18 protein-coding genes, 3 tRNA genes and 1 pseudogene are annotated in these 20,977 nt (G+C 62.0%); 9 read left to right on the top strand and 13 right to left on the bottom strand.

Translation table 11 applies throughout. The annotated features are described in order from the left end of the window. Positions 1-9: 9 nt before the first annotated feature. On the bottom strand, positions 10-642 hold the full coding sequence (gene acuR / locus ACSSNI_RS19405; RefSeq protein WP_200637329.1) for an acrylate utilization transcriptional regulator AcuR: 633 nt from the start codon (positions 640-642) through the stop codon (positions 10-12). Positions 643-1,061: 419 nt separating this feature from the next. On the opposite strand from acuR, the gene ACSSNI_RS19400 reads away from it, so the two are divergent. Further along, positions 1,062-2,975 (top strand): sigma-54-dependent Fis family transcriptional regulator, encoded by a 1,914-nt coding sequence (locus ACSSNI_RS19400; RefSeq protein WP_200637330.1) that lies wholly within the window; start codon positions 1,062-1,064, stop codon positions 2,973-2,975. 99 nt (positions 2,976-3,074) lie between these two features. On the opposite strand, the gene aldA is transcribed toward ACSSNI_RS19400, so the two are convergent. Then, on the bottom strand, positions 3,075-4,511 hold the full coding sequence (gene aldA / locus ACSSNI_RS19395; protein WP_200637332.1) for an aldehyde dehydrogenase: 1,437 nt from the start codon (positions 4,509-4,511) through the stop codon (positions 3,075-3,077). Between the two features lie 16 nt (positions 4,512-4,527). Beyond that, the gene (locus tag ACSSNI_RS19390) at positions 4,528-6,684 is read right to left on the bottom strand and encodes a PQQ-dependent dehydrogenase, methanol/ethanol family (RefSeq protein WP_200637334.1); all 2,157 of its coding nucleotides are present in this window, start codon (positions 6,682-6,684) and stop codon (positions 4,528-4,530) included. A 543-nt stretch (positions 6,685-7,227) separates the two neighbouring features. Between ACSSNI_RS19390 and ACSSNI_RS19385 the strand changes: the two genes are divergently transcribed. Further along, positions 7,228-9,228, top strand: coding sequence for a TonB-dependent receptor family protein (locus ACSSNI_RS19385; RefSeq protein ID WP_148924447.1), 2,001 nt, complete (start codon positions 7,228-7,230; stop codon positions 9,226-9,228). Positions 9,229-9,434: 206 nt separating this feature from the next. On the opposite strand, the gene ACSSNI_RS19380 is transcribed toward ACSSNI_RS19385, so the two are convergent. Then, positions 9,435-10,337 carry a LysR family transcriptional regulator gene (locus ACSSNI_RS19380; RefSeq protein WP_200637336.1) on the bottom strand — a complete coding sequence of 301 codons (903 nt, stop codon included), beginning with the start codon at positions 10,335-10,337 and terminating at the stop codon, positions 9,435-9,437. 111 nt (positions 10,338-10,448) lie between these two features. On the opposite strand from ACSSNI_RS19380, the gene ACSSNI_RS19375 reads away from it, so the two are divergent. From ACSSNI_RS19375 to ACSSNI_RS19355, 5 genes and pseudogenes are all read left to right on the top strand, one after another. Then, positions 10,449-10,877 (top strand): VOC family protein, encoded by a 429-nt coding sequence (locus ACSSNI_RS19375; RefSeq protein WP_102838036.1) that lies wholly within the window; start codon positions 10,449-10,451, stop codon positions 10,875-10,877. Then, a complete protein-coding gene (locus ACSSNI_RS19370; protein ID WP_200637338.1) occupies positions 10,874-11,461 on the top strand; it encodes a glutathione S-transferase family protein in 588 nt (195 codons plus the stop codon). Before ACSSNI_RS19375 ends, ACSSNI_RS19370 begins: the two co-directional genes overlap by 4 nt. Before the next feature lie 70 nt (positions 11,462-11,531). After that, positions 11,532-11,642 (top strand): annotated as a pseudogene (locus tag ACSSNI_RS19365) (helix-turn-helix domain-containing protein); the annotation flags it as partial. A 540-nt stretch (positions 11,643-12,182) separates the two neighbouring features. Beyond that, on the top strand, positions 12,183-13,193 hold the full coding sequence (locus ACSSNI_RS19360) for a zinc-dependent alcohol dehydrogenase family protein (protein WP_200637340.1): 1,011 nt from the start codon (positions 12,183-12,185) through the stop codon (positions 13,191-13,193). A 206-nt stretch (positions 13,194-13,399) separates the two neighbouring features. Continuing rightward, positions 13,400-13,627 (top strand): class I SAM-dependent methyltransferase, encoded by a 228-nt coding sequence (locus ACSSNI_RS19355; protein WP_418952665.1) that lies wholly within the window; start codon positions 13,400-13,402, stop codon positions 13,625-13,627. A 31-nt stretch (positions 13,628-13,658) separates the two neighbouring features. Here the strand turns inward: ACSSNI_RS19355 and ACSSNI_RS19350 are convergent, their stop codons facing one another. Further along, complete coding sequence (locus ACSSNI_RS19350; RefSeq protein WP_200637344.1) at positions 13,659-13,886, bottom strand: hypothetical protein; 228 nt, start codon at positions 13,884-13,886, stop codon at positions 13,659-13,661. Between the two features lie 77 nt (positions 13,887-13,963). Then, a tRNA-Met gene (locus ACSSNI_RS19345) sits at positions 13,964-14,040 on the bottom strand. Between the two features lie 457 nt (positions 14,041-14,497). Here ACSSNI_RS19345 and ACSSNI_RS19340 point away from each other — a divergent pair. Then, complete coding sequence (locus tag ACSSNI_RS19340; protein WP_148924464.1) at positions 14,498-14,692, top strand: hypothetical protein; 195 nt, start codon at positions 14,498-14,500, stop codon at positions 14,690-14,692. A 409-nt stretch (positions 14,693-15,101) separates the two neighbouring features. Then, positions 15,102-16,217 carry a metallophosphoesterase gene (locus ACSSNI_RS19335; RefSeq protein ID WP_200637346.1) on the top strand — a complete coding sequence of 372 codons (1,116 nt, stop codon included), beginning with the start codon at positions 15,102-15,104 and terminating at the stop codon, positions 16,215-16,217. Positions 16,218-16,225: 8 nt separating this feature from the next. On the opposite strand, the gene ACSSNI_RS19330 is transcribed toward ACSSNI_RS19335, so the two are convergent. From ACSSNI_RS19330 to ACSSNI_RS19300, 7 genes are all read right to left on the bottom strand, one after another. Further along, entirely contained in the window at positions 16,226-16,924 is a 699-nt protein-coding gene (locus tag ACSSNI_RS19330) for a DNA-3-methyladenine glycosylase (protein WP_200637348.1), read from the bottom strand. A gap of 224 nt (positions 16,925-17,148) precedes the next feature. After that, positions 17,149-18,249, bottom strand: a complete 1,101-nt coding sequence (ychF, locus tag ACSSNI_RS19325; protein ID WP_200637351.1) for a redox-regulated ATPase YchF — start codon at positions 18,247-18,249, stop codon at positions 17,149-17,151. A gap of 138 nt (positions 18,250-18,387) precedes the next feature. Beyond that, positions 18,388-18,972 (bottom strand): aminoacyl-tRNA hydrolase, encoded by a 585-nt coding sequence (gene pth, locus ACSSNI_RS19320; RefSeq protein WP_148924468.1) that lies wholly within the window; start codon positions 18,970-18,972, stop codon positions 18,388-18,390. Positions 18,973-19,006: 34 nt separating this feature from the next. Beyond that, a complete protein-coding gene (locus tag ACSSNI_RS19315) occupies positions 19,007-19,624 on the bottom strand; it encodes a 50S ribosomal protein L25/general stress protein Ctc (RefSeq protein ID WP_102838017.1) in 618 nt (205 codons plus the stop codon). Positions 19,625-19,747: 123 nt separating this feature from the next. Next, complete coding sequence (locus ACSSNI_RS19310; RefSeq protein ID WP_200637353.1) at positions 19,748-20,689, bottom strand: ribose-phosphate pyrophosphokinase; 942 nt, start codon at positions 20,687-20,689, stop codon at positions 19,748-19,750. An 83-nt stretch (positions 20,690-20,772) separates the two neighbouring features. Next, positions 20,773-20,847, bottom strand: a tRNA-Gln gene (locus ACSSNI_RS19305). A gap of 53 nt (positions 20,848-20,900) precedes the next feature. After that, positions 20,901-20,975 (bottom strand) — tRNA-Gln (locus tag ACSSNI_RS19300). Between the last annotated feature and the right edge of the window lie 2 nt (positions 20,976-20,977).

The following is a 20,977-nucleotide window of genomic DNA, read 5'->3' as shown; positions in this document are numbered from 1 at the left end:
GAAAAAACTCTACCTAGTGATGCCTGCGAGAAACCCAGCGGCGAAGACCTCCAACGGCGCCGCATCCCGTACCAGCCTGGCGCGCATTACGGCACCTTCCCAACCAATCCAGAAGTATGCAGAGAGATCATCGCAGTTACTGCTTAGGCATATTTGCCGTTGGCTCGCCGCCTGACGTAAGCAATCCGCCAGACGCCTTTGCCAGTCGAGCAGAATATTCTCCAGCTCGTTGCGGAAACTCTCAGGTAGAACAAGGACCTCTTGACCGAGATTGCCGACCAGACAGCCTCGGCGGAATTCGTGCTTCTTCATGCCCTCCTTGGCGTCGTCGACAAAATGGCGTATGCGGCGAAGCGGGAGCTCCGTCTCGTCCAGCAACCAACGATCCAGTTTGCGGCCAAAATAATCCGCATAGCGTTGCAACACTGCCTGCCCGAAGGCTTCCTTACTATCAAAGTAATGATAGAACGAGCCTTTGGGCACGCTAATCCGCTTCAGCACTGCGTCGATGCCCGTAGCTGCAAAGCCCTGTTCGGCGAGTATTTCCATGCCGCAACGCAATAGCAGCTCGCGAGTGTCCCCATGCTCTCTTTGAGCATTAGGCGGACGACCTCGGCGGGCATGAGTCTTAGCTATAGTCATGGCGACGATATTAGACCGATCGTCTCAAATGTCAATTGAGAATGTGACGCCAATATTCGTGCCCCCTGATTAGGCCCAGTTTCGTTGACATTTTTCGACGTGCTGCTCTTGGATATGGCAGCAACTCAGCACTGGTTACTGCCGAGGTCGTTCTGCGTAAGCGCTTCGCGCAACCAAAAGGTGAAAGAGATATTTTTGGACTGACTGTCCACTTCTAGGCCGATATCTGCTCCACCCGACAACACGCAAGCCTCTCAGCGCCACGAAGCTCAACCAACGAAGCGGCCACCTTAAAGACCCCAGCTCGGCAGGCGGGCGGCCCGGCCTGGATTGGCCGTGCTAGGCTTGGTTTTGGCTGCTCCACGGCCGATACGAACAATTACGCAAGGCCCGACTCGGCGCCTTGTCTGGAGTCCCGCATGATCGCGCGTCCGCCATCAGAGCTTTCAACCGAACTCTCTGCTTTCGTTGCCACGCACTTTGCCGACCGAGGATCCAACCCGGATCGGCTGATTGCCGAATCCTGGTACCGCAGTGTCCACGAGCACGGACTTGACCCGGCTCAACCTGCCGCCCACGTTCAGCTTGAGCATCACGAGATCCGTCTGCATCAGGAAGAGCATCATGACTTTCTGGCCATCGCGAGCCAGGGCATGGAAGGGCTGTCGCGGCGTCTGAATCCTGCCGGGTTCGCGGTGCTGCTCAGTGACTGCCGCGGTATCACGCTCGACGCGCGGCTGCCCGGGCAGTACAGCCCCTATGCCGATTCTGGGCTGGTGGTCGGCAGTTGCTGGGACGAGTCGCTGGTAGGGACCAACGGCATCGGTACGGGGCTGGCTGCTGGCCAGCCGCTGATCATCCACCGGGACGAGCATTTTCTCAGCAGCAACGCCATGTTGAGTTGCTCGGTGGCGCCGCTGTTCGATCCACAGGGTGCGTTGCTGGGCTGTCTCAATGCCTCGTGCCTCAACAGTGGCGGACCGAAGCAGGCGCAGTACCTGACGCTGCAGTTGGTGAGCCTTTACGCCCGGCTCATCGAAAACGCCAGTTTCCACCAGCGCTATGCCACTTGCGCCATGCTGACTCTGGGCGGCGATGCTGGTGACCTGGGTAATGAGCGCTTGCTGGCGCTCGATGCGGCAGGCCGGATCCTCGGCGCCAATCGCGCCGCGTTCATGGCCGCGGGCCATGGGAGCGCGCTGTTGGGGGAGGCGGTTCAGGATGTTCTGTCGACGTCACTGAATGAGCTGATCACCCTGACGCACGGTGGCCAGCGCAGCGCATCGTTACGGCTGGCCGGAGGGTCCGCGCTGGAGGTCACGCTACGTATGCCGTCGACCCCCGCGCCGCGCGGCAGAAGCGAGCGCGGCCTGAACGTCATCCCGGTAGAGCCTACGCTTGAAGACTTGGCCGGGGAGGACCCAGGCCTGCAACGCTCCGTCCAAAAGCTGCGGCGCGTGCTCGATCGGGATATTTCATTGCTGCTGACCGGCGAGACCGGCACCGGCAAGGAAGCCTTTGCGCGGGCGATCCATCAGGGCAGCGTGCGCGCCAAGGGGCCCTTCGTTGCGCTCAACTGCGCGGCGATTCCGGAGTCGCTGATCGAGAGCGAGCTGTTTGGCTACCGTGCTGGCACTTTTACCGGCGCCAGCCGACAGGGGATGAAGGGCAAGCTGGAACAGGCCAATGGCGGGACGCTGTTTCTCGACGAAATTGGCGATATGCCGGCGCACCTGCAGACGCGCCTGCTGCGCGTGCTGGCCGAGCGGGAGCTGGTGCCGCTGGGCGCCGCAACGCCGGTGTCGCTGAATGTGCAGCTGGTCTGCGCGACGCACCGTGACCTGCCCGCCATGGTGGCCGCTGGCGAGTTCCGTGAGGACCTGTATTACCGACTCAACGGCTTGACGGTCAGGCTGCCCGCTTTGCGCGACCGGGCGGATCGCGCCGCGCTGATCCGTCGCGTTCTAGGACGCGAGGCCGGTGATGAACAGGTCGAGCTGACCGCCGAGGCGATGGAGCGGCTGGCCGATTACCGATGGCCCGGCAACGTGCGCCAACTGATCAATGTGCTGCGCTGTGCCGTCGCGCTGGCGGACGACGGGGTAATCAGTCTCGATTGCCTGCCGCCGGAGGTCATGTCGGTGCCCACGGAGCGGTCGTGCGTTGCGCAGTTGCTGGAGACGACCAGAGACGTTGCCGAAGCGGCCCATCTGCAAGCGACACTCGAGCAGCATGGCGGCAACGTCACGTCGGCGGCGCGTTCCCTTGGCATCAACCGCGCCACGCTGTATCGCAAGCTCCACCGTCACGGACTCACTGCGCCGCGCAGGTGAAGCTGCGCTGGCGACTCGGTAGTTTCGGTGGGCTGGCCGATTGCTCGGCCGAATAGCAAGAACCCCGCCGGGGCGGGGTTCTTGGTCACCTCAGGTCACTCAGCTCTGTATGTACACCGCATGGGTATGGGTGTACTCGTACAGCCCGTGCTTGCCATCGGCGCCGCCGATGCCGGACTTGCGCACCCCGGCGTGGAAGCCCTGCATCGCCTCGAAATTCTCGCGGTTGATGTAGGTTTCACCGAAGTCCAGGCCTGCGGCCGCCTTCATCGCAGTGGAGAGATCGCGGGTGTAGATCGAGGAGGTGAGGCCGTACTCGCAGTCGTTGGCCAGGGCGATGGCTTCGTCCAGGTCGTCGATGATCTGCACCGGCAGCACCGGGCCGAAGACTTCCTTGCGCATGATCTCCATGTCGTGCGAACAGTTGGCGAGCAGCGTCGGCTGGTAGTGGAAGCCCTTGCCCAGGTCCGCCACGGCGCCGCCTGTAATCAGCTGCGCGCCCTGACTCTGCGCAGTGCGCACCATCTGCTCGACCTTGCGCAACCCGGCCTCGTTGATCAGCGGGCCCATCTCCACGTCCGCCTGGGCTATCGGGTCGCCATAGCGCGTTTCGGCCAGGGCACCGGCAATGCGCTCGATGAACTGGTCCGCGACACCGCGCTGCACGTAGACCCGTTCGGCGCAGTTGCAGACCTGCCCGGTGTTGATGATGCGCGACGCACGGATGGCGGTGACAGCGAGGTCCAGGTCCGCATCGTTCATGACGATGGCCGGGGCCTTGCCGCCCAGCTCCAGGTTGAGCTTGGTGACGTTCTGCGCCGCAGCAGCCATGATCCGCTGGCCGGTGCCGACGCTGCCGGTGAAGCTGATCATGTCGATCTTGTCGCTGGTGGTCAGGGCGCTGCCGACGCCCCCGCCGCTGCCGCAGACCACGTTGAACACGCCGTTGGGCAGGTCGGTCTCGGCCACCAGTTTGGCGAATTCGAAGCAGTTGTTTGGCGTCTCCTCGCTGGGCTTGATGACGATGGTGTTGCCTGTCACCAGCGCCGGGGCCATCTTCCGGGCGATCAGGAAGAAGGGGAAGTTCCACGGCAGGATGCCGGCGACCACGCCCAGCGGTTTGCGGAACAGGAAGATGTTTTCGCCCGGGCGATCGCTGGTGATGATCTCGCCTTCGATGCGGCGCGCCCACTCGGCCATGTAGTCGAGGTAATCGGCGGTGAAGTTGACTTCCACCAGCGCCAGGCTCTGGATCTTGCCGCCTTCCTCGGTGATGACACGGGCCAGGCGCTCGGCGTTCTGGCGGATCTTGCTGGCGATGGCGCGCAGGTAACCGGCGCGTTCGACGGCAGGCTTCTGGCTCCAGCCTTTCTGCGCAGCGCGAGCGGCGGCGATGGCGCGTTCGGCGGTGGCGGCGTCGGATTCCGGCACGCGGGACAGCACCGCACCTGTGGCCGGGTTGCGTACCTCGATGAGGTTGTCGCAGGCGACAAAGGCGCCGTCGATGTAGTTCTGGTAGGTGGTTGCGTCAGTCATGTCACTCTCCTGAGGGTCAGTTGCTGGCCGTTTTCTGAGTCGGCTGGGGCAGGTCGTTCGGGCCGTGCTCGATGCGGTCGTGGGCGCGCTTGATCAGGTATTGATGGATCTGCTCCATCTGCTCGCGATCAAACGCCTCGGCGAAGGAGGGCATGCCATCGGGGATGCGCGCGCCGTGGAGGATGCCGAGAAACTGCTCATGCATCTCCGGGGTGAGCATGCGCAGGTCCGGCAATACGCCACCGCTGACGGCGTGGATGCCGTGGCACTGCGAGCAGTAGCCGTCGTACAGCTTGGCGCCGGCCTCGACGGTGGCGGCATCGGCGGTCAGCGGCGGTGGCTTGGGTGCATCTTCACGCGGAGCCGGTTCCTGCAATTCAGCCGTGCCACCGAGCTTGTAGGTGAGCACCTGGGCATAGGGCTGCACGCCGGCGCGCAGTGACAGGGCACCGGCAAAGGTAGAGAAGGCGCCGCCCCAGCCGGCCATGAAGGTTACGTACTGCTCGCCGTCGACGCTGTAGCTGATGGGCGCGGCCATCACGCCGCTGGCGGCCGGCTGCTCCCAGAGCTTCTCTCCGGTGTCGGCGGCATAGGCGATGACGCGACCGTCGGCGCTGCCTTCGAACACCAGGTTGCCAGCGGTGCTCAGGGTGCCGCCGTTAAAGATGGTGACGTAGGGCACTTCCCAGGCCTGCTCTTGCTTGACCGGGTCCCAGGCGATCAGCTTGCCGGACCAGGTGTCGGCGTACTTGCCCAGGCCTTCCGGGTCTTCGGGCATCATTCCGGTCTTCAGGCCCAGCTGGTACATGCTCTTGAATTTGTTGCGCGCTGGCGCATCAGGCACGTGCTCGTACCAGGCGGACATGATGTGCGCGGGGATGTAGACCAGTCCGGTGTTCGGGTTATAGGACATGGGGTGCCAGTCATGCGCGCCCCAGAAGCCTGGCTGGACCAGCTTGGCCTTCTTCTCACCCTTCCAATAGGCCGCGGCTTCGTCGTCGACAATGGGGCGGCCGGTCTTCAGATCGACGCCCTTGGCCCAGTTGATCGGCACGATGTTTTCGGCCGATAGCAGCTCACCGGTGGCGCGGTCGATGACGTAGAAGAAGCCGTTCTTCGGCGCCTGCATCAGCACCTTTCGCTGTTCTCCCTCTATCTCGAGGTCAGCCAGGATCATGTGCTGAGTGGCGGTGTAGTCCCAGGCATCGCCCGGCGTGGTCTGGTAGTGCCAGACGTATTCGCCGGTGTCGGCGTTGACCGCGACAATGGAGGACAGGAACAGGTTGTCGCCCTTGCCCTCGCTGCGCCAGATCGGGTCCCACAGCGAGCCGTTACCGACGCCGATGTACAGCAGGTTCAGCTCCGGGTCGTAGGCAAAGGAATCCCAGGCGGTACCGCCGCCGCCCTGCTCGACGAAGGCGCGGCCGTGCCAGGTCTTCTTGGCGATCTCCATGCCCTTGCCTTCGGCGGGCTTGTCCGGGTCGCCCGGTACGGTAAAGAAGCGCCAGGCCTGATCACCGGTTTCGGCGTCATAGGCGGTGACGTAGCCGCGCACGCCGAATTCGGCGCCGCCGTTGCCGATCACTACCTTGCCGTTGACGACGCGTGGCGCGCCGGTGATGGAGTAGCTGCGGGCCTTGTCGTAGCGCGTATCGACTGACCAAACGCGCTCGCCGGTCTTGGCGTCGATGGCTTCGAGGCGACCGTCGAGCACGCCGACGTAGACTTTGCCTTTCCACACGGCGACGCCGCGGTTGATCGCATCGCAGCAGGCCTCACCCGCACGGGCGCGGTCGGACTTGGGGTCGTATTTCCAGATTTCCTTGCCGGTGCGTGCATCCAGCGCATAGACGATGGAGAAGGGGCCGGTGGTGTACATCACGCCGTCGACCACGATGGGCGTGGCTTCGACACCGCGGTCGATGTCGAGCTTGTAGCTCCAGGCCAGCCCGAGATCGTCGACGTTGCTGTCGGTGATCTTCTTCAGCGGGCTGAAGCGCTGCTCGCCATAGTCGCGGCCGTGGCTCATCCAGTTACCGGGTTCGGCGTCGGCATTGGCGATGCGTTTGCCGTCGACTTCGGCGGCGTACAGCGGCAGGGACAGCAGAGCGGCAAGGCTGGCGCCAAGCAGGGTGGTGGGCCGTCGGCCCAGGTAGGGATCTAGGTGCTTCATCGCAGGCTCTCTCTTGTTATTGGTCTGGCCGCCCCGTGGGGCAGGTCTTTCAGGGAGAGCAACCGCTGTGCCAGCCGTTGCGATTTGGCAGCAAAGCCAGCTATGGCGCTGGCTGGCGCGGGCCGGGGTCGCCGCGGCTGAAGCGGCTTGTCGCAACCAAACCGTTGCGCGGCTGCGACAACTGTCGCGCGGCTGCGACAAAGACGCGCGCCTACCACCCTGTTGTCCGCCGGTTGGATGCAGAGGCGGCGATCGAGAATGGCCTGCCGAGGCAGCAGGACTGCCGGCTGGCAAGCCGTTGCGGAGGCGGAAACGGCAACGAGTAACGTCTTCAGGCTTGCTTGGCATGTGCGTTGCGTTAAAGACGCACAGGCCTCTGCAGGGTTTTCCGCATCGGGTGGTTTCTGTACTTTGAACGCGCGTTCCGGTGCGCCTGTTCCCGAGGCTGCCCAATCGCGCCCTCTTGGCCAGCGCAATTGAGCGGTTTGCCTGGCAGCAGCGGTTGGCGACAGCCACGTCACTTCATAACAACAAGGTTCAATCATGTATCGACTCTTACTTGCCGGATCGCTCTTGTTGCCTACCGGACCATTGCTCGCGCAGACGGGCGAACCGCTCACCCTTGATCCCCTGTTGGTGAGCTCGCCCCGAGCCGAATCCGACTGGTTTACCTTGCCGATGGCGGTATCCGCCGTGTCGGCGCAGGACCATCCGGGCGAGCAGCTGCTCACCCTCGACAGCTTGCTCGGGCCTGTGCCGGGCGCGCTTTCGCAGAGCCGCTACAACCTGTCCCAGGGCATGCGCTTGTCTATTCGCGGCTTTGGTTCCCGTTCCAGTTTTGGCGTTCGTGGCGTGCGGGTGCTGGTCGACGGGGTGCCCCTGACCATGCCTGACGGGCAGACCGAAATGGATGGGCTGGACACCTCGTTGGTGGAGCGCATCGAGGTGATCCGTGGTCCCTCGTCGACCATCTACGGCAATGCTGCCGGTGGCGTCCTGGCGATCCAGACGCGGCAGCCAGGGGATACGCCGTTCACGCAGGTCGAGGTGACCGGCGGCGAGCTGGGCTATCGCCGCATGCGCGCGGAAACCAGTGGCAGCGCCGGATCGCTGGGCGCCTTGCTAGCGGTCAACGCCACACAGCTCGACGGCTACCGCACGCACGGTACCGCTGAAACCAACCACCTCACCGGCAAGCTGCGCTGGCAAGGGGAGGGCGGCACGCTCGGCCTCACCCTGCATGCGATCGACAACCGAGCCGAAGATCCCGGTGGGCTGAACCTGGACCAGGTCCGGGCGGAGCGTTCCCAGGCGCGGCCGCAGAGCCTTCAGTTCGATGCTGACGAAACTGTCGAGCAGCAGCGCCTCTCGCTGGTCTGGGATGGCCAGGCCGCAGGCGGCGATACCTACCAGTTGCGCAGTTATTACGGCCAGCGCGAGTTCAGCAACCGCCTCCCGTTGCAGAACAACGGCCAGACAGCCTACGACCGCTGGTTTGCCGGAGTGGGTGCCCAGCGCACCTTTAACCGGGAACTGGCGGGCCTGCCACATCAGTTGACCGTTGGGATGGACCTGGAAAGCCAGCGGGATGAGCGCTCGCGCAACGACAACCTGCCCGGCGGCATCACCGGCGCCCTGACTCAGCGCCAGCGCGAAACAGCGGACAGCCGGGGTGTGTTTATCGAAGATCAGCTGAGCCTGGGCGACGCCTGGCTGCTCACCGCCGGCGTGCGCTATGACAGCGTGCGGCTCGAAGCCAAGGACCGCTACCTGAGCGACGGCGATGCCTCGGGCGAGCGCAACCTGGACGACTGGAACTACAGCTTGGGGCTGAGCCGACAACTGGACGCCCATCATGTGGCGTACATGCGTTATGCGACATCCTTCGAGACGCCGACCATCAACGAAATGGCCAACCCAACCGGGGGCGGTTTCAACCCATCGCTTGGCGCGGCGCAGGCGGTCAACCGCGAGATAGGCTTCAAGGGCGAGCACCCGGGATTGCGCTACGAAGCGGTGCTCTACAGCATGCGCATCGAAGACGAGCTGGTGCCGGAAGTCGACGGACGCACCTTCTACACCAACGCGGGGCGTTCAAGCCGCGACGGTGTCGAACTCAGCGGGGATTGGTTGCTGGGACACTACTGGCGATTGACTGGTGCATGGAGCTACAACCGTTACCGTTTCGACCAATTCCAGGGCTACGACGGCAACCGCATCCCGGGGATTCCGAGGCAGAGCCTGTTCGCCGAAGTCAGCTATGACCGTGACGACTGGTATGCACGAGTCAACGTCAATGCCTACGACCATCAGTACGCGGACAACGCCAACCGCGACCGCGTTGCCGGCTACGCAGTAACCAATGCCCGCCTGGGCTGGCGGATGGTGTGGGGCGATCAGCGATGGGAGCCCTACATCGGCATCGACAACCTTCTGGACCGCGACTACTACGACAACCTGCGTATCAACGATAACTTCGGCCGCTACTACGAGCCTGCTCCAGGGCGGACGATCTACGCGGGAGCGAAGCTGACGTTCAACTAATGGCCTGAATCTTGGGGCGATGCGCTGTGGTTGCGTTCGCAGCTATCGCAACGTAATCAGGAGCGCGCCGGCACTGAACCTATCCAGCGCCACTGCTCAGCCCGGCTCAGTTGCGGATTGAGTTCCAACGCGCGCACCGCGATCTATGACTCGCTTCCGGATGTTGGGCTTTGCACCTGCTCAACGGCTACCGGTCGGCAGTGGCCTTACGCCCCACCCGGCCCCGGCATCACGCGCTCCAACCGCGGACACGCCCATTCAACGAAGGCCCGCACCCTAGGCGACAGCTGCAAGGCGTGGGGGTAGACCAGTTGGACCGGCAGGTCCTCGGGCTCGTAATCCCGAAGAAGCCTCACCAGACGACCGTCAGCCAGTTCATCGGCCACCTGATAGTGCATCAGCCGTGTGATGCCCACGCCCTGTATACAAGCCAGGCTGGCAGCGCGGATCTGGTTGCAGGTCAGACGTGGGGTGATTTCTTCGGCCTGTTCCTTTTCACCGTGACGGTAGTACCAGTGACTCCCCTGGCCGGCGAAGGCGATGCAGGCGTGGTCCTCGAGGGCGGCCGGTGTGTCGATGGCCGGGGCGGTGCTCAGGTAGTCAGGGCTGGCACAGGTGACCAGACGGGTGCTGCCGATCTGCCGGGCGACCATGGCTGAGTCGGGCAGGTGGCCGATGCGCAGCGCGAGGTCGAGGCGCTCGTCGAGCAGCGGGACGATCTGGTCGCTCAGGTTCAGCTCGACTCGAATCTCTGCGTGCTCCTTGAGAAATTCGTTCACCAGCGGTGCGACATAACGCTGACCGAACTCCATCGGCGCGGTGATGCGCAGCAGGCCGCGAACGGCACCGTCGCTGGCCTCCAGGCGCTGCTCCATGTCGGCGAAGTCCGCCAGCATGCGACGGCTCCAGGCGAGATATTCCGTGCCTTCGTCAGTAAGCGCCATGCGCCGAGTGCTGCGGTTCAGCAGGCGCACGCCGAGCTGGCGCTCCAGCGCAGCCAGCGAGCGCACCACTGATGCCACCGACTGCCCGGTCGCCTCAGCCGCCGAGCTCAAACTGCCGTTGTCGACGATCCTCACGAAATTGGCCATCGCCTTGAGCTTGTCCATTGCCACCTTCGATTAGTGCGATTGCTGCATAGATGTTGTCAGGGTGGCGGCATAGGTGAAAACCGCTTTCCGGTTGAGACTACAGGGACTGAGGTCTTTGGAGTTTCGCACATGAATCAGTCAGCCAGTCCCGCTCGCATTGTCGCCTATGACCACATCGGCATTCGTGTCAGCGACAGGCCGCGCGCGATGGCCTTCTACCAGGCGCTGGGCTTCGTCGAGAGCGCGAGCTTTCCGCTGTTCGAGGCGAATGAAATGCTCAGCCCGGATGGCGTGCGCATCAACCTGATATTCAATGGCGCGCGTGCTCAGGACTCGCACAACGTGCTGTTGGATGCGCCGGTCAAGCGGCCCGGTATGACTCATCCGGCCTTTATCGTCGATGACCTGGAGGCTCTTCAGGGCTGGCTGGACCAGCAGGGCATCGTCATTACCGAGGGGCCGCATCCAATCGGCCCGCGACGGATCGCGCTGTTCATTCGCGACCCCGACGGCAACGTTCTTGAATTCAATCAGCTCATCAGAGGAGGTGCGCAATGAAACTGTACGACCTGGGTCCGTCCGGCAATTGCTATAAGGTGCGGCTGTTCGCAGCGCTGGCAAACATCGATTTGGAGCTGATAGCCGTCGATTTTCTCAATGGCGAACACAAGAGGCCGCCACTTTCCGAACTGAACCCGCTGAGGCAATTACCCATTCTGGATGACGCCGGGCATGTCGTTCGCGACTCGCAGGCCATTCTGGTTTATCTCGCGGGCGCTTATGGCGGCCTGGCGTGGTGGCCGGACAATCCCCGCGGGCAGGCGGAGATCGTGCAATGGTTGTCTTTCACCGCCAACGAGATCCAGCACAGCCTGAATGCAGCGCGGCTGGTGCAGAAGTTCGGTTATCCCCTGGACAAGGCCGCGGCGCTGGCAAAGGCTCCGGAAGTGCTCAAACAGCTGGACGACCATCTGCAGCACAACGACTGGCTGGCGCTCGACCGGCCCACCATCGCCGATTGCGCGGTTTACCCCTATGTGGTGCTGGCGCCGGAGGGCAATGTGGATCTCACGCCGTATAGCCACGTGGCGGACTGGATGAAGCGATTGGAAGCGTTGCCGGGCTATCTGCCCAAGCCCTGACCCTGCAGCAGCGCTGACTGCACAGGCGACCCGGTAGCGCGGGTCGCCGTTCGCGCTATGGGTTCAGAAGCTCGCACGCCGGCACCGCTGGAACGTCAGCGCGGTGGCACGGGAGCTTGGCGTGTCGCGGCCGACGGTGTACCGGCGCATGCGCGTGCTGGGTATCGAAGCGCCGGTGTGAACGGCGTTGGGGGGCTACTCGCTGCCGGGCTGTCGCGACGGCGTTTGCGTTTGAGCGGCGATATCGAACGCAATGCTCCAGTTGTGCATCGGGTAGGGCTGGAGCATCAGTGCCTTGATGATGGCTGGGGAGCATCAGGTCAGGCAGCTATTCGCACGTGGCATCGGCTCGCATCAGTCGCTGTCGCGCAGCTGGCTTTGTCGTACGGCTGATCGTTCTCGCCACCGTAGGTGTGGGAAGTGTCATGTTTACCCTGCAACCAAGAAGAGCGGGCGGACCTTGTAACTGGCCTGTTGCGCGTCGGCACAGTTCACGCGGCGCGCATACGAGCAGCAGCATGGCTGCCTCTGGGCGCGGCGAACGCGCTTTCGACGATGCCGCAGGAGTTAGTTTGCGCCCGCATCGCCGATGGCGTATTGGCTATGCTGTCGCGAATTCAAGCGATGCTCGTGCAGCGATAGGCAGCAGACTTCGGCGGGCCGAACGATGCCGGTGCCGGCGATTATCATTTAAGTCATCCCGTTAGCGGAGGAGCGATCCATGAGCCATAAAACGATATTCGTACAGCCCGGTGGCGGCTACGACCGGGTCGTCGTCGGCACCAGCGAGGCAGGCACGCCAGGGGTCGGTGAAATCACCGTGCGGCTGCGCGCCAACTCACTCAACTATCACGATTTCGCGGTCGTGAGCGGTATGTGGGGGCCGAGCGAACCGCGCATACCCATGGCCGATGGTGCTGGTGAGGTAGTCGCGGTGGGCGCGGGCGTGAGTGAATTCGTAGTTGGTGATGCGGTGGTTAGCACCTTCTTCCCCGACTGGTTGGCCGGTGAACCGCTGATCGAAGGCTTCGCCACGGTGCCGGGCGATGGCATCGATGGCTATGCCCGTGAAATGGTCACCGCTCGTGCCAACTCGTTCACCCATGCGCCCAAGGGCTACAGCCACGCCGAGGCGGCGACCCTGACCACCGCCGGTCTCACCGCCTGGCGTGCGCTAATGGCTGACGGCAAGCTGAAGCCCGGCGACAGTGTGCTGATCCAGGGCACCGGCGGCGTTTCCATCTTCGCCCTGCAATTTGCCAAGATGGCAGGTGCCACGGTCATTGCCACCTCGTCCAGCGATGCCAAGCTTGAGCGCCTGCGCGAGATGGGAGCCGATAATCTGATCAACTATCGCAGCACGCCGGCCTGGGGCGAGACGGTGCGTCAGCTCACCGACGGCCGTGGCGTCGACCACGTGATCGAAGTGGGCGGCCCGGCAACACTGGAGCAGTCGATGGTGGCCGCGCGCATCGGCGGGCATATCTCGGTCATCGGTATTCTCACCGGTGTTGCCGGCGAGCTGCCGCTGGTGCCGGCGCTGGTGCGCCAGTTGCGTCTGCAGGGCGTACTGGTCGGCAGCCGCACACAGCAGCAGGAGATGATCCGCGCCATCGATGCCAATGGCATACGCCCGGTCATCGACAAGCATTTCGCAGTGGACGATATCGTCGAGGCGTTCCGCTATCAGGAAACCAACCAGCACTTCGGCAAGATCTGTCTGGATATCTGAGGCGTGAACCGGCGGCGGCAGCGTTTGTAATGTGCGGAACGCTGCCGACGATGATTGTGTATGACTCTCAAACGCTCATTTCTTGTAAGGCCATCTACCCGCCGACTGGTTGCTAAGCGGCGTGCTGGTGGTGCTGTTCCATGAACGGAGCGAGATGAAACCGGAGGCACTGAAGCAGATGCTCATGGCACTGGTAGCCACTCCGGATTTGGCAGCAGAGCTCCGCACGGCAGCTATTGCTTCAGCTAGGCTATCTGCCGGATGCGACGACCGAGATGTTGCTCGGCGATGTGGCTGCCGAGTGGCATATCAGGGAGAGCGGTCTGCGTTACACGTTTGATCTCTGGCGCAGGCAGGGTCATGGAATGCCTGCTCGGCGACATGTGCTGCGCGCCGGCAATGAGGAAGGAATAGATTTCAGTTTCACGTGCTAGGGATAGCCTGTTTCAGTCAAAGCAATCCCATTCATCCCTGAGGCTTCGCTGTCCACGGCGCAACGATCTGCAAATCCCCAATAAGCAGCTGCGCCGCCACCATCCAGACCACAGCGCCGATCAACCCCAACGACAGATAGCCAACCACGATGCCGATCGCGATCTGTTTCCAGAGACCGGCATGCTGGTTGGGATGGGAGGCAACGGTGCGATAGGGCGTTTCGCGCTCGGCGCGGATGTTGTCGAAGTCGTCTCTCATGGTGCGCTCTCGATGCGGCTGGCTAAACGGCAGGCACAAAAAAAGGGTCCAGCTTTCGCTGAACCCTTTCTTGAATTTGGTGGCTACGCAGGGACTTGAACCCCGGACCCCAGCATTATGAATGCTATGCTCTAACCAACTGAGCTACGTAGCCAAGTGGCGCGCATTATTCGCGCCGAGCGGTTGTGTGTCAACCCTCAGGGTGTGCTTTTTCTACCTGCTTTTTCAAATGCTTATGCTGCCGGTCCGACCGTTGTCGGTGCGCTGTCGATAAAGCCCATTTTGGCGGGAATACGAGGGTGGCCAGGCGCTCGCTGCAGTCGGGCACGGCGATCTGATGCTTCTGCTCGTCTGTCATTCGCAGCACCTGCGCTAGAGGCTGGCAGCGAGGTGTTCGCGCTTGTGCTAGTCGAGGCGAAAGTCAGGGTGTTTCAGCCGGCCGACGCGGTTTACAGCCGCAATACCACGTTGGCTGTGAGGATCACCTGTTTCCACAGTGCCCTGAGCGAGTTCCAGGGTGAACATGCCTGGACGGGTCACGGATGACCGGTCCGAACGATGCATCGCCAGACCTGCCTAATCCCTCAGGCACATATGCTAGGAGATAAATCATGCTCAGCATTACCTTTCCAAGCGATCCACCGCTCCATCCCTGGCTGGCGGACGAATCGCCGATGAACGACCTCGACGACGCCGAGAGTGACACCGAGCTGGACGATGGCGGTGTTCTACCGGACGAAGTACTCGAGCAGCTGGAAAAAGAACCGCCACCTCCGGACCCGATGCCTGATCCTGGCGTTATGTAGCGGTTAGGTTGTGCTTATCGATGGGTAGGCGTGCCGGCGGTTTGCAGCTGTGAGGCTAGCGCGCTCCGGCTCTGTATCCAGGTGTGAGGGTCACCTCGCCGCTTCTGCGCGACAGATCAGTCGCTTACGGCTGGCGACTGCCCGCGACTTTAGTTGAGCTGGCACCCAGTCAATCCAGCCCCTCAACGGATCGAAATTGAACGGGTGAGTAGTTTCGGCCAACATCTGCCACTGTTGGCGCTAGCCATAACGCTCATGGCTTATGCTTCAGACACCGCACTTTTCTGTGCTTGCGCATAGGGACGCGTTCTCAGGCATAAGCGCGCTACAAGATCTTTTCGATTCCGTTACGCCGCCTGCCGCCAGGGTGCGCAACAATACTCCACCCTTGCTTTAGAGACGTTAACGCATGAACAGGCGGTTGTTGGTTGTTGCGCTGCTGATTGGCTTGCATGTGTTCGTCGGTGTCACGCTGATTCCAGATCTGAACCTCGGGATGTTAGGTAGCGTATTGGCGTGGGGTTATCTCCTGCTCTCGTCTGTGCTGATGCGTTTCGGCGTGCTGGTGCGCGGCGCCGGGAGTGCGCTGCTGGCGTGGTCCGGGTTGTTGGCGATGGGCATCTTTTCCAGCCTGGCGATTTTCGCATTGCTGCGCGCCTTTGTTTTGGTGGTGGCCTCGCTGTTCGGTTGGGAGTCGGCTGCTATTGGGCGAGGCTCAGCGTTGGCGGTGATCGTTGCGGTCGCAGCGGTCACCCTGTTCGGTGTGCTCAATGCGCGGCGTACGGCTCGTGTGGTTGAACGCAGCATCGCGCTGCGAGATCTTCCGCCAGGGCTGGAGGGATTCAGCATCGTGCAGCTCAGCGACATCCACGTGGGTCCGACGATCAAGCAGGGCTACATCGATGCGATAGTCAGGCGGGTCAACGGGCTTTCGCCGGACCTCATCGTGATTACCGGTGATCTGGTAGATGGCAGCGTTGCCGATCTGGCCGATGACATCGCCCCGTTGGCGCAATTAAGCGCGCTGCATGGTACGTATGTGGTGACCGGCAATCACGAGTACTACTCTGGTGCGGACAGCTGGATTTCCGAGTTCGAGCGGCTGGGTATGGCCGTGCTGCTCAATAGTCATGTTCAGCTCGAACACGGCGACGCACGTATGGTGTTGGCAGGTATCGCCGATTATTCGGCCGAGCTGTTTCGTCCCAGCCATCGCAGCGATCCGGTCGCAGCATTTGCCGGTGCGCCCGATGACGTGCCGCGCCTCCTGCTGGCGCACCAGCCCCGTTCGGCCAAGGCCGCGTTGGAGGTGGGCTGCGATCTGCAGTTGTCGGGGCATACGCACGGCGGGCAGTTCTGGCCCTGGATGCATTTCGTGCGCTGGCAGCAACCATGGGTGGCAGGGTTGCAGCGCGTCGGTGAGATGCAGATCTATATCAGCCGTGGCACGGGTTATTGGGGGCCGCCGCTGCGCTTTGGTGCGCCGTCGGAGATCACGAGAATTCGTTTGGTCAGGGCTGTTTGAGTCAGAAACTAGCTCGCCAATGACGCGCGGCGCAGCAGCGCGTAATCCTGGCCTTCTTGTTGCCCGCGGCGTAGCGGATTGCGTGTGCAGTGCGCGGCAAAGCCCGCATCCACGAAGCGGTAGGGCAGATGCTCGTCGCGGCCGGTGGGGATGCCCAGGCGTGTGGTCTGGATGATGTCCGGACGTGCGCCAATGTCGTCCACGCGCAGTCTGGCAGGGTCCATGCGCTGGGCATTCCACTCTGCAACCTTCAGCCCCAGGGCCTTGCATAACAGTGTCTGGCCGGAGCAGAGACGGGTCAGGGGACGTGGGCCGCCTGCGGCCGAGGGGCTGTTGGTGCGCATGCGTTCGATGGATTCCTCACATGACAGCGAGTCGACCCAGGGATATCCGGCCTTAATGCAGACGGCGTTGCCGTCCCCTTGTACGCTGAAGTTGAGCGAGTCCCCGCCGCGTGAGTAATAGAGATAGAGATGCCCGGCTGGCATGAACATGGCGCGCCGCGAGGGGCTGTGGCCGAGCGAAGAGTGACTGGCTTTCTCGTCGATGTAGTAGGCCTCTGTCTCGATGATGCGCGCCGACAACCACAGCCCGTCTACGCAGTGGCGAATGACGGTTCCAAGCAATGCCTGAGCGACGACTTGCGCGTCCCGGTCGAAAAAGGCGTCGTCGAGGTGCTGCAGAGGTGGTTCGGTGAGGCTGTTCATCTGGGCTCCGGCTTCGGCAGGTCTGCCTGTTCCGACCGCGCAAGCGGGGCGAATATTCCGCGGATGATGGTCAGATTCCGTACCGGTCGTCAGTCAGATGCCTGGAGCAGCCGCTCTTCCCGACTGTTCAGCAGGACGAGTTTGCGGCTCGGAATGCAAAAAGCCTCGCGTGAGCGAGGCTTTTTGAGAGTTGCATCAAGCGCATGCCGAACTGGCGATTTCGCTTACACGTTGAAGCGGAAGTGCATCACGTCGCCGTCCTTGATGATGTATTCCTTGCCTTCCAGGCGCCATTTGCCGGCTTCCTTGGCGCCGGCTTCGCCCTTGTACTGAATGAAGTCGTTATAGGCGACCACTTCGGCGCGGATGAAGCCTTTCTCGAAATCGGTGTGGATCACGCCGGCACCCTGGGGGGCGGTGGCGCCGATCTTCACGGTCCAGGCGCGGACTTCCTTCACGCCAGCGGTGAAGTAGGTCTGCAGGTTGAGAAGTTCATAACCGGCACGAATAACGCGGTTCAAGCCGGGCTCATCGAGGCCTAGCGACTCGAGGAACATGTCCTTTTCCTCACCATCGTCTAGCTCGGCGATTTCCGCTTCAATCTTGTTGCACACCGGTACCACGACAGCGCCTTCTTCGGCGGCAATGGCGTTAACTACGTCCAAATGCGGGTTGTTCTCGAAACCGTCTTCGGCAACGTTGGCGATATACATTACCGGCTTGCTGGTCAGCAGGTGGAAACCCTTGGCCAGCTGCATCTCGTCCTCACCCAGCTTCTTCAGCAGCGTGCGGGCCGGCTTGCCTTCGGTGAAGTGCGGGATCAGCTTTTCCAGCAGCGCTTTCTGCGCGACGGCTTCCTTGTCGCCGCCCTTGGCGTTGCGTGTGACGCGCTGCAGTTGCTTTTCGCAGCTGTCGAGGTCGGCAAAGATCAGTTCCAGTTCGATGATTTCGATGTCGCGCTTGGGGTCGACCGAGTTGGAAACGTGAATGACGTTGTCATCTTCGAAGCAGCGCACCACGTGGGCGATAGCATCGGTTTCGCGAATGTTGGCTAGAAACTTGTTGCCCAGACCTTCGCCTTTGGAAGCGCCTTCAACGAGGCCAGCGATGTCGACGAACTCCATGGTAGTCGGCAGGATTCGCTCGGGCTTGACGATGTCAGCCAGGGCCTGCAGGCGCGGATCGGGCATCGGTACGATGCCGCTGTTCGGCTCGATGGTGCAGAAGGGGAAGTTTTCCGCAGCGATGCCGGACTTGGTCAGCGCGTTGAACAGGGTGGACTTGCCGACGTTGGGCAGGCCGACGATGCCGCAATTGAATCCCATGGTGTCTTGCCTCGGTACTGGCTGGCAGCGGATGCGCTACCGGCGTTGCCAAACTGCGTTAAACGGCTTCGTGATGCGCTGCAGTGCAAGCTTTCCGCTCAGCCGTTGCCTTGTCTTGCGGTCCCGCGTCGAGTTCGATCAGGCCTTCTGGCTGTGCAGACGCTGCATCGCACGCGTCCAGTCACCGGCAAGAATCTCGGGTAGCACGTCGAACGTAAAGTCGATGCTGGCGTCGAGCTTTTCGCGCTCGGCCTGGGGCGCCCGGCCCAATACATAACCGGTTACCAGGCTGCTGTGGCCTGGATGACCGATGCCCAGACGCAGGCGGTAGAAATTGTTCTGATTGCCGAGCTTGGCAATGATGTCGCGAAGCCCGTTATGCCCGCCATGGCCGCCGCCCTGTTTGAGCTTGGCAATGCCGGGGGGCATGTCGAGTTCATCGTGGGCGACCAGGATGGACTCGGGAGGAATACGGAAAAATCCAGCCAGTGCCGCCACCGCTTGACCGCTGCGGTTCATGAAGGTGGTGGGGATCAACAGGCGGACATCTTCGTCCTGATGGCGAAACTTGCCGACCAGGCCGAAATACTTGCGATCGGCGCTGAGGTTGACGCCCTTGTGGGCAGCCAGACGCTCAACGAAAAGGGCCCCTGCGTTATGCCGGGTCTGGTCGTATTCAGGGCCTGGATTACCCAGGCCGACGATCAGTTTAACGGCAGTCACGACAGAGGCCCTTCCTCAGGTGATGACGAGTGGATTACTCGGCAGCGCCTTCTTCTTTCGGAGTGTCTTCCTTGCTCACGCGAGGCGCGTGAACGTTGGCAACTGGCAGGTCACTGCCGTGTGCCAGGGCGACCAGCTGAACGCCTTTCGGCAGAGTCAGGTCGGTCATGTGCAGAACCTGGCCGACTTCAACCTTGGCCATGTCGACCTCGATGAACTCCGGCAGGTCTTGCGGCATGCAGGACACTTCGACTTCGTTGATGTTGTGCAGGATTTCGCCACCCTGCTGCTTCACGCCAACCGAGGTTTCCTGGTTGATGAAGTGCAGCGGAACGGTAGCGGTCAGCTTGTGACCTTCGACGACGCGGACGAAGTCAGCGTGCAGGACGAAGCTCTTAGCCGGATGACGCTGCAGTGCCTTGATCAGAACGGATTCGTTCTGGCCATCGACATTCAGGGTCAGCACGTGGCTGAAGGAGGCTTCGTTTTCCAGCATCTTGGCCAGGTCTTTGGCCAGCAGGCTGATGGACTGCGGGGCTTTGTCGCCACCGTAGATTACGGCCGGGACGAGGCTGGCGTTACGACGCAGGCGGCGGCTCGCACCTTTCCCCAGGTCGGAACGCACTTGGGCATTCAGGGTGAAATCAGTCATTGTGTTTCTCCAGGATAACAACGCACCCGAAACGCTCGCGACCAGCGCTACCGGGCGGTTGGGCAAAAACCCCGCACGAGGCGGGGCACATTTTCGTTCTGCGCAAAGGGCTAAGCGTTGGGCTTAGCGGAACATCGCGCTGATCGATTCAGCATTGCTGATGCGGCGAACCGCTTCAGCCACCATTGGCGCGATGTCCAGCTGGCGAATACGGGTACAGGCTTGCGCCGCTGCGGACAGCGGAATGGTATTGGTCACGACCAGTTCGTCGAGAACCGAGCCTTCGATGTTCTCGATGGCGCGACCGGACAGAATCGGGTGTGTGCAATACGCAAAGACCTTGGCAGCGCCATGCTCTTTCAGAGCAGTAGCGGCGTGGCACAGAGTGCCGGCGGTATCGACCATGTCATCGACGAGGATGCAGGTACGACCTTCGATATCGCCAATGATGTGCATCACCTCAGACTGGTTGGCCTTCGGGCGACGCTTGTCGATGATCGCCAGATCCACACCCAGCGACTTGGCGACGGCACGAGCACGCACCACGCCACCGATATCGGGGGAGACGATCATCAGATTCTCGAAGCGCTGAGCCTGGATGTCATCAACCAGGACCGGCGAGCCGTAGATGTTATCCACGGGCATGTCGAAGAAGCCCTGAATCTGATCGGCGTGCAGGTCGACCGTGAGGACGCGGTTAACGCCTACCACATCGAGCATGTCGGCCACCACCTTGGCACTGATAGGCACACGTGCGGAGCGCGGACGGCGATCCTGACGGGCGTAACCAAAGTAGGGGATGACGGCTGTGATGCGAGTGGCGGAGGAGCGGCGGAAGGCGTCTGCCATCACAACCAGTTCCATCAGATTGTCGTTGGTGGGAGCACAGGTCGGCTGAATCAGGAAGACGTCCTTACCGCGAACGTTCTCATTGATCTCGACACTGATTTCGCCGTCGGAGAATTTACCGACGTAGGCGTCACCGAGAGGGATATGCAGCTGACGTACAACACGCCGGGCCAGGTCGGGGTTGGCATTCCCCGTGAAGACCATCATCTTGGACACGCGCAGTACCTGCCTGAGGGTGGATCCGATGAAACAAAAAGCTGTTCAAAAGGCCAGGCGTTTTGAACAGCTCTCGTGATGTTTGGCAGGGGCGGCTGGATTCGAACCAACGCATGCCAGGATCAAAACCTGGTGCCTTACCGCTTGGCGACGCCCCTGTAGATGTAACCCTGAAAAGTGCTTGTCCAGCTGTACTAACCCCGAAAGGTTATGGCAGGGGCGGCTGGATTCGAACCAACGCATGCCAGGATCAAAACCTGGTGCCTTACCGCTTGGCGACGCCCCTGT

It is taken from the genome of Stutzerimonas tianxiuensis (assembly GCF_053470365.1).
This window is presented reverse-complemented; position numbering and strand designations above follow the sequence as displayed.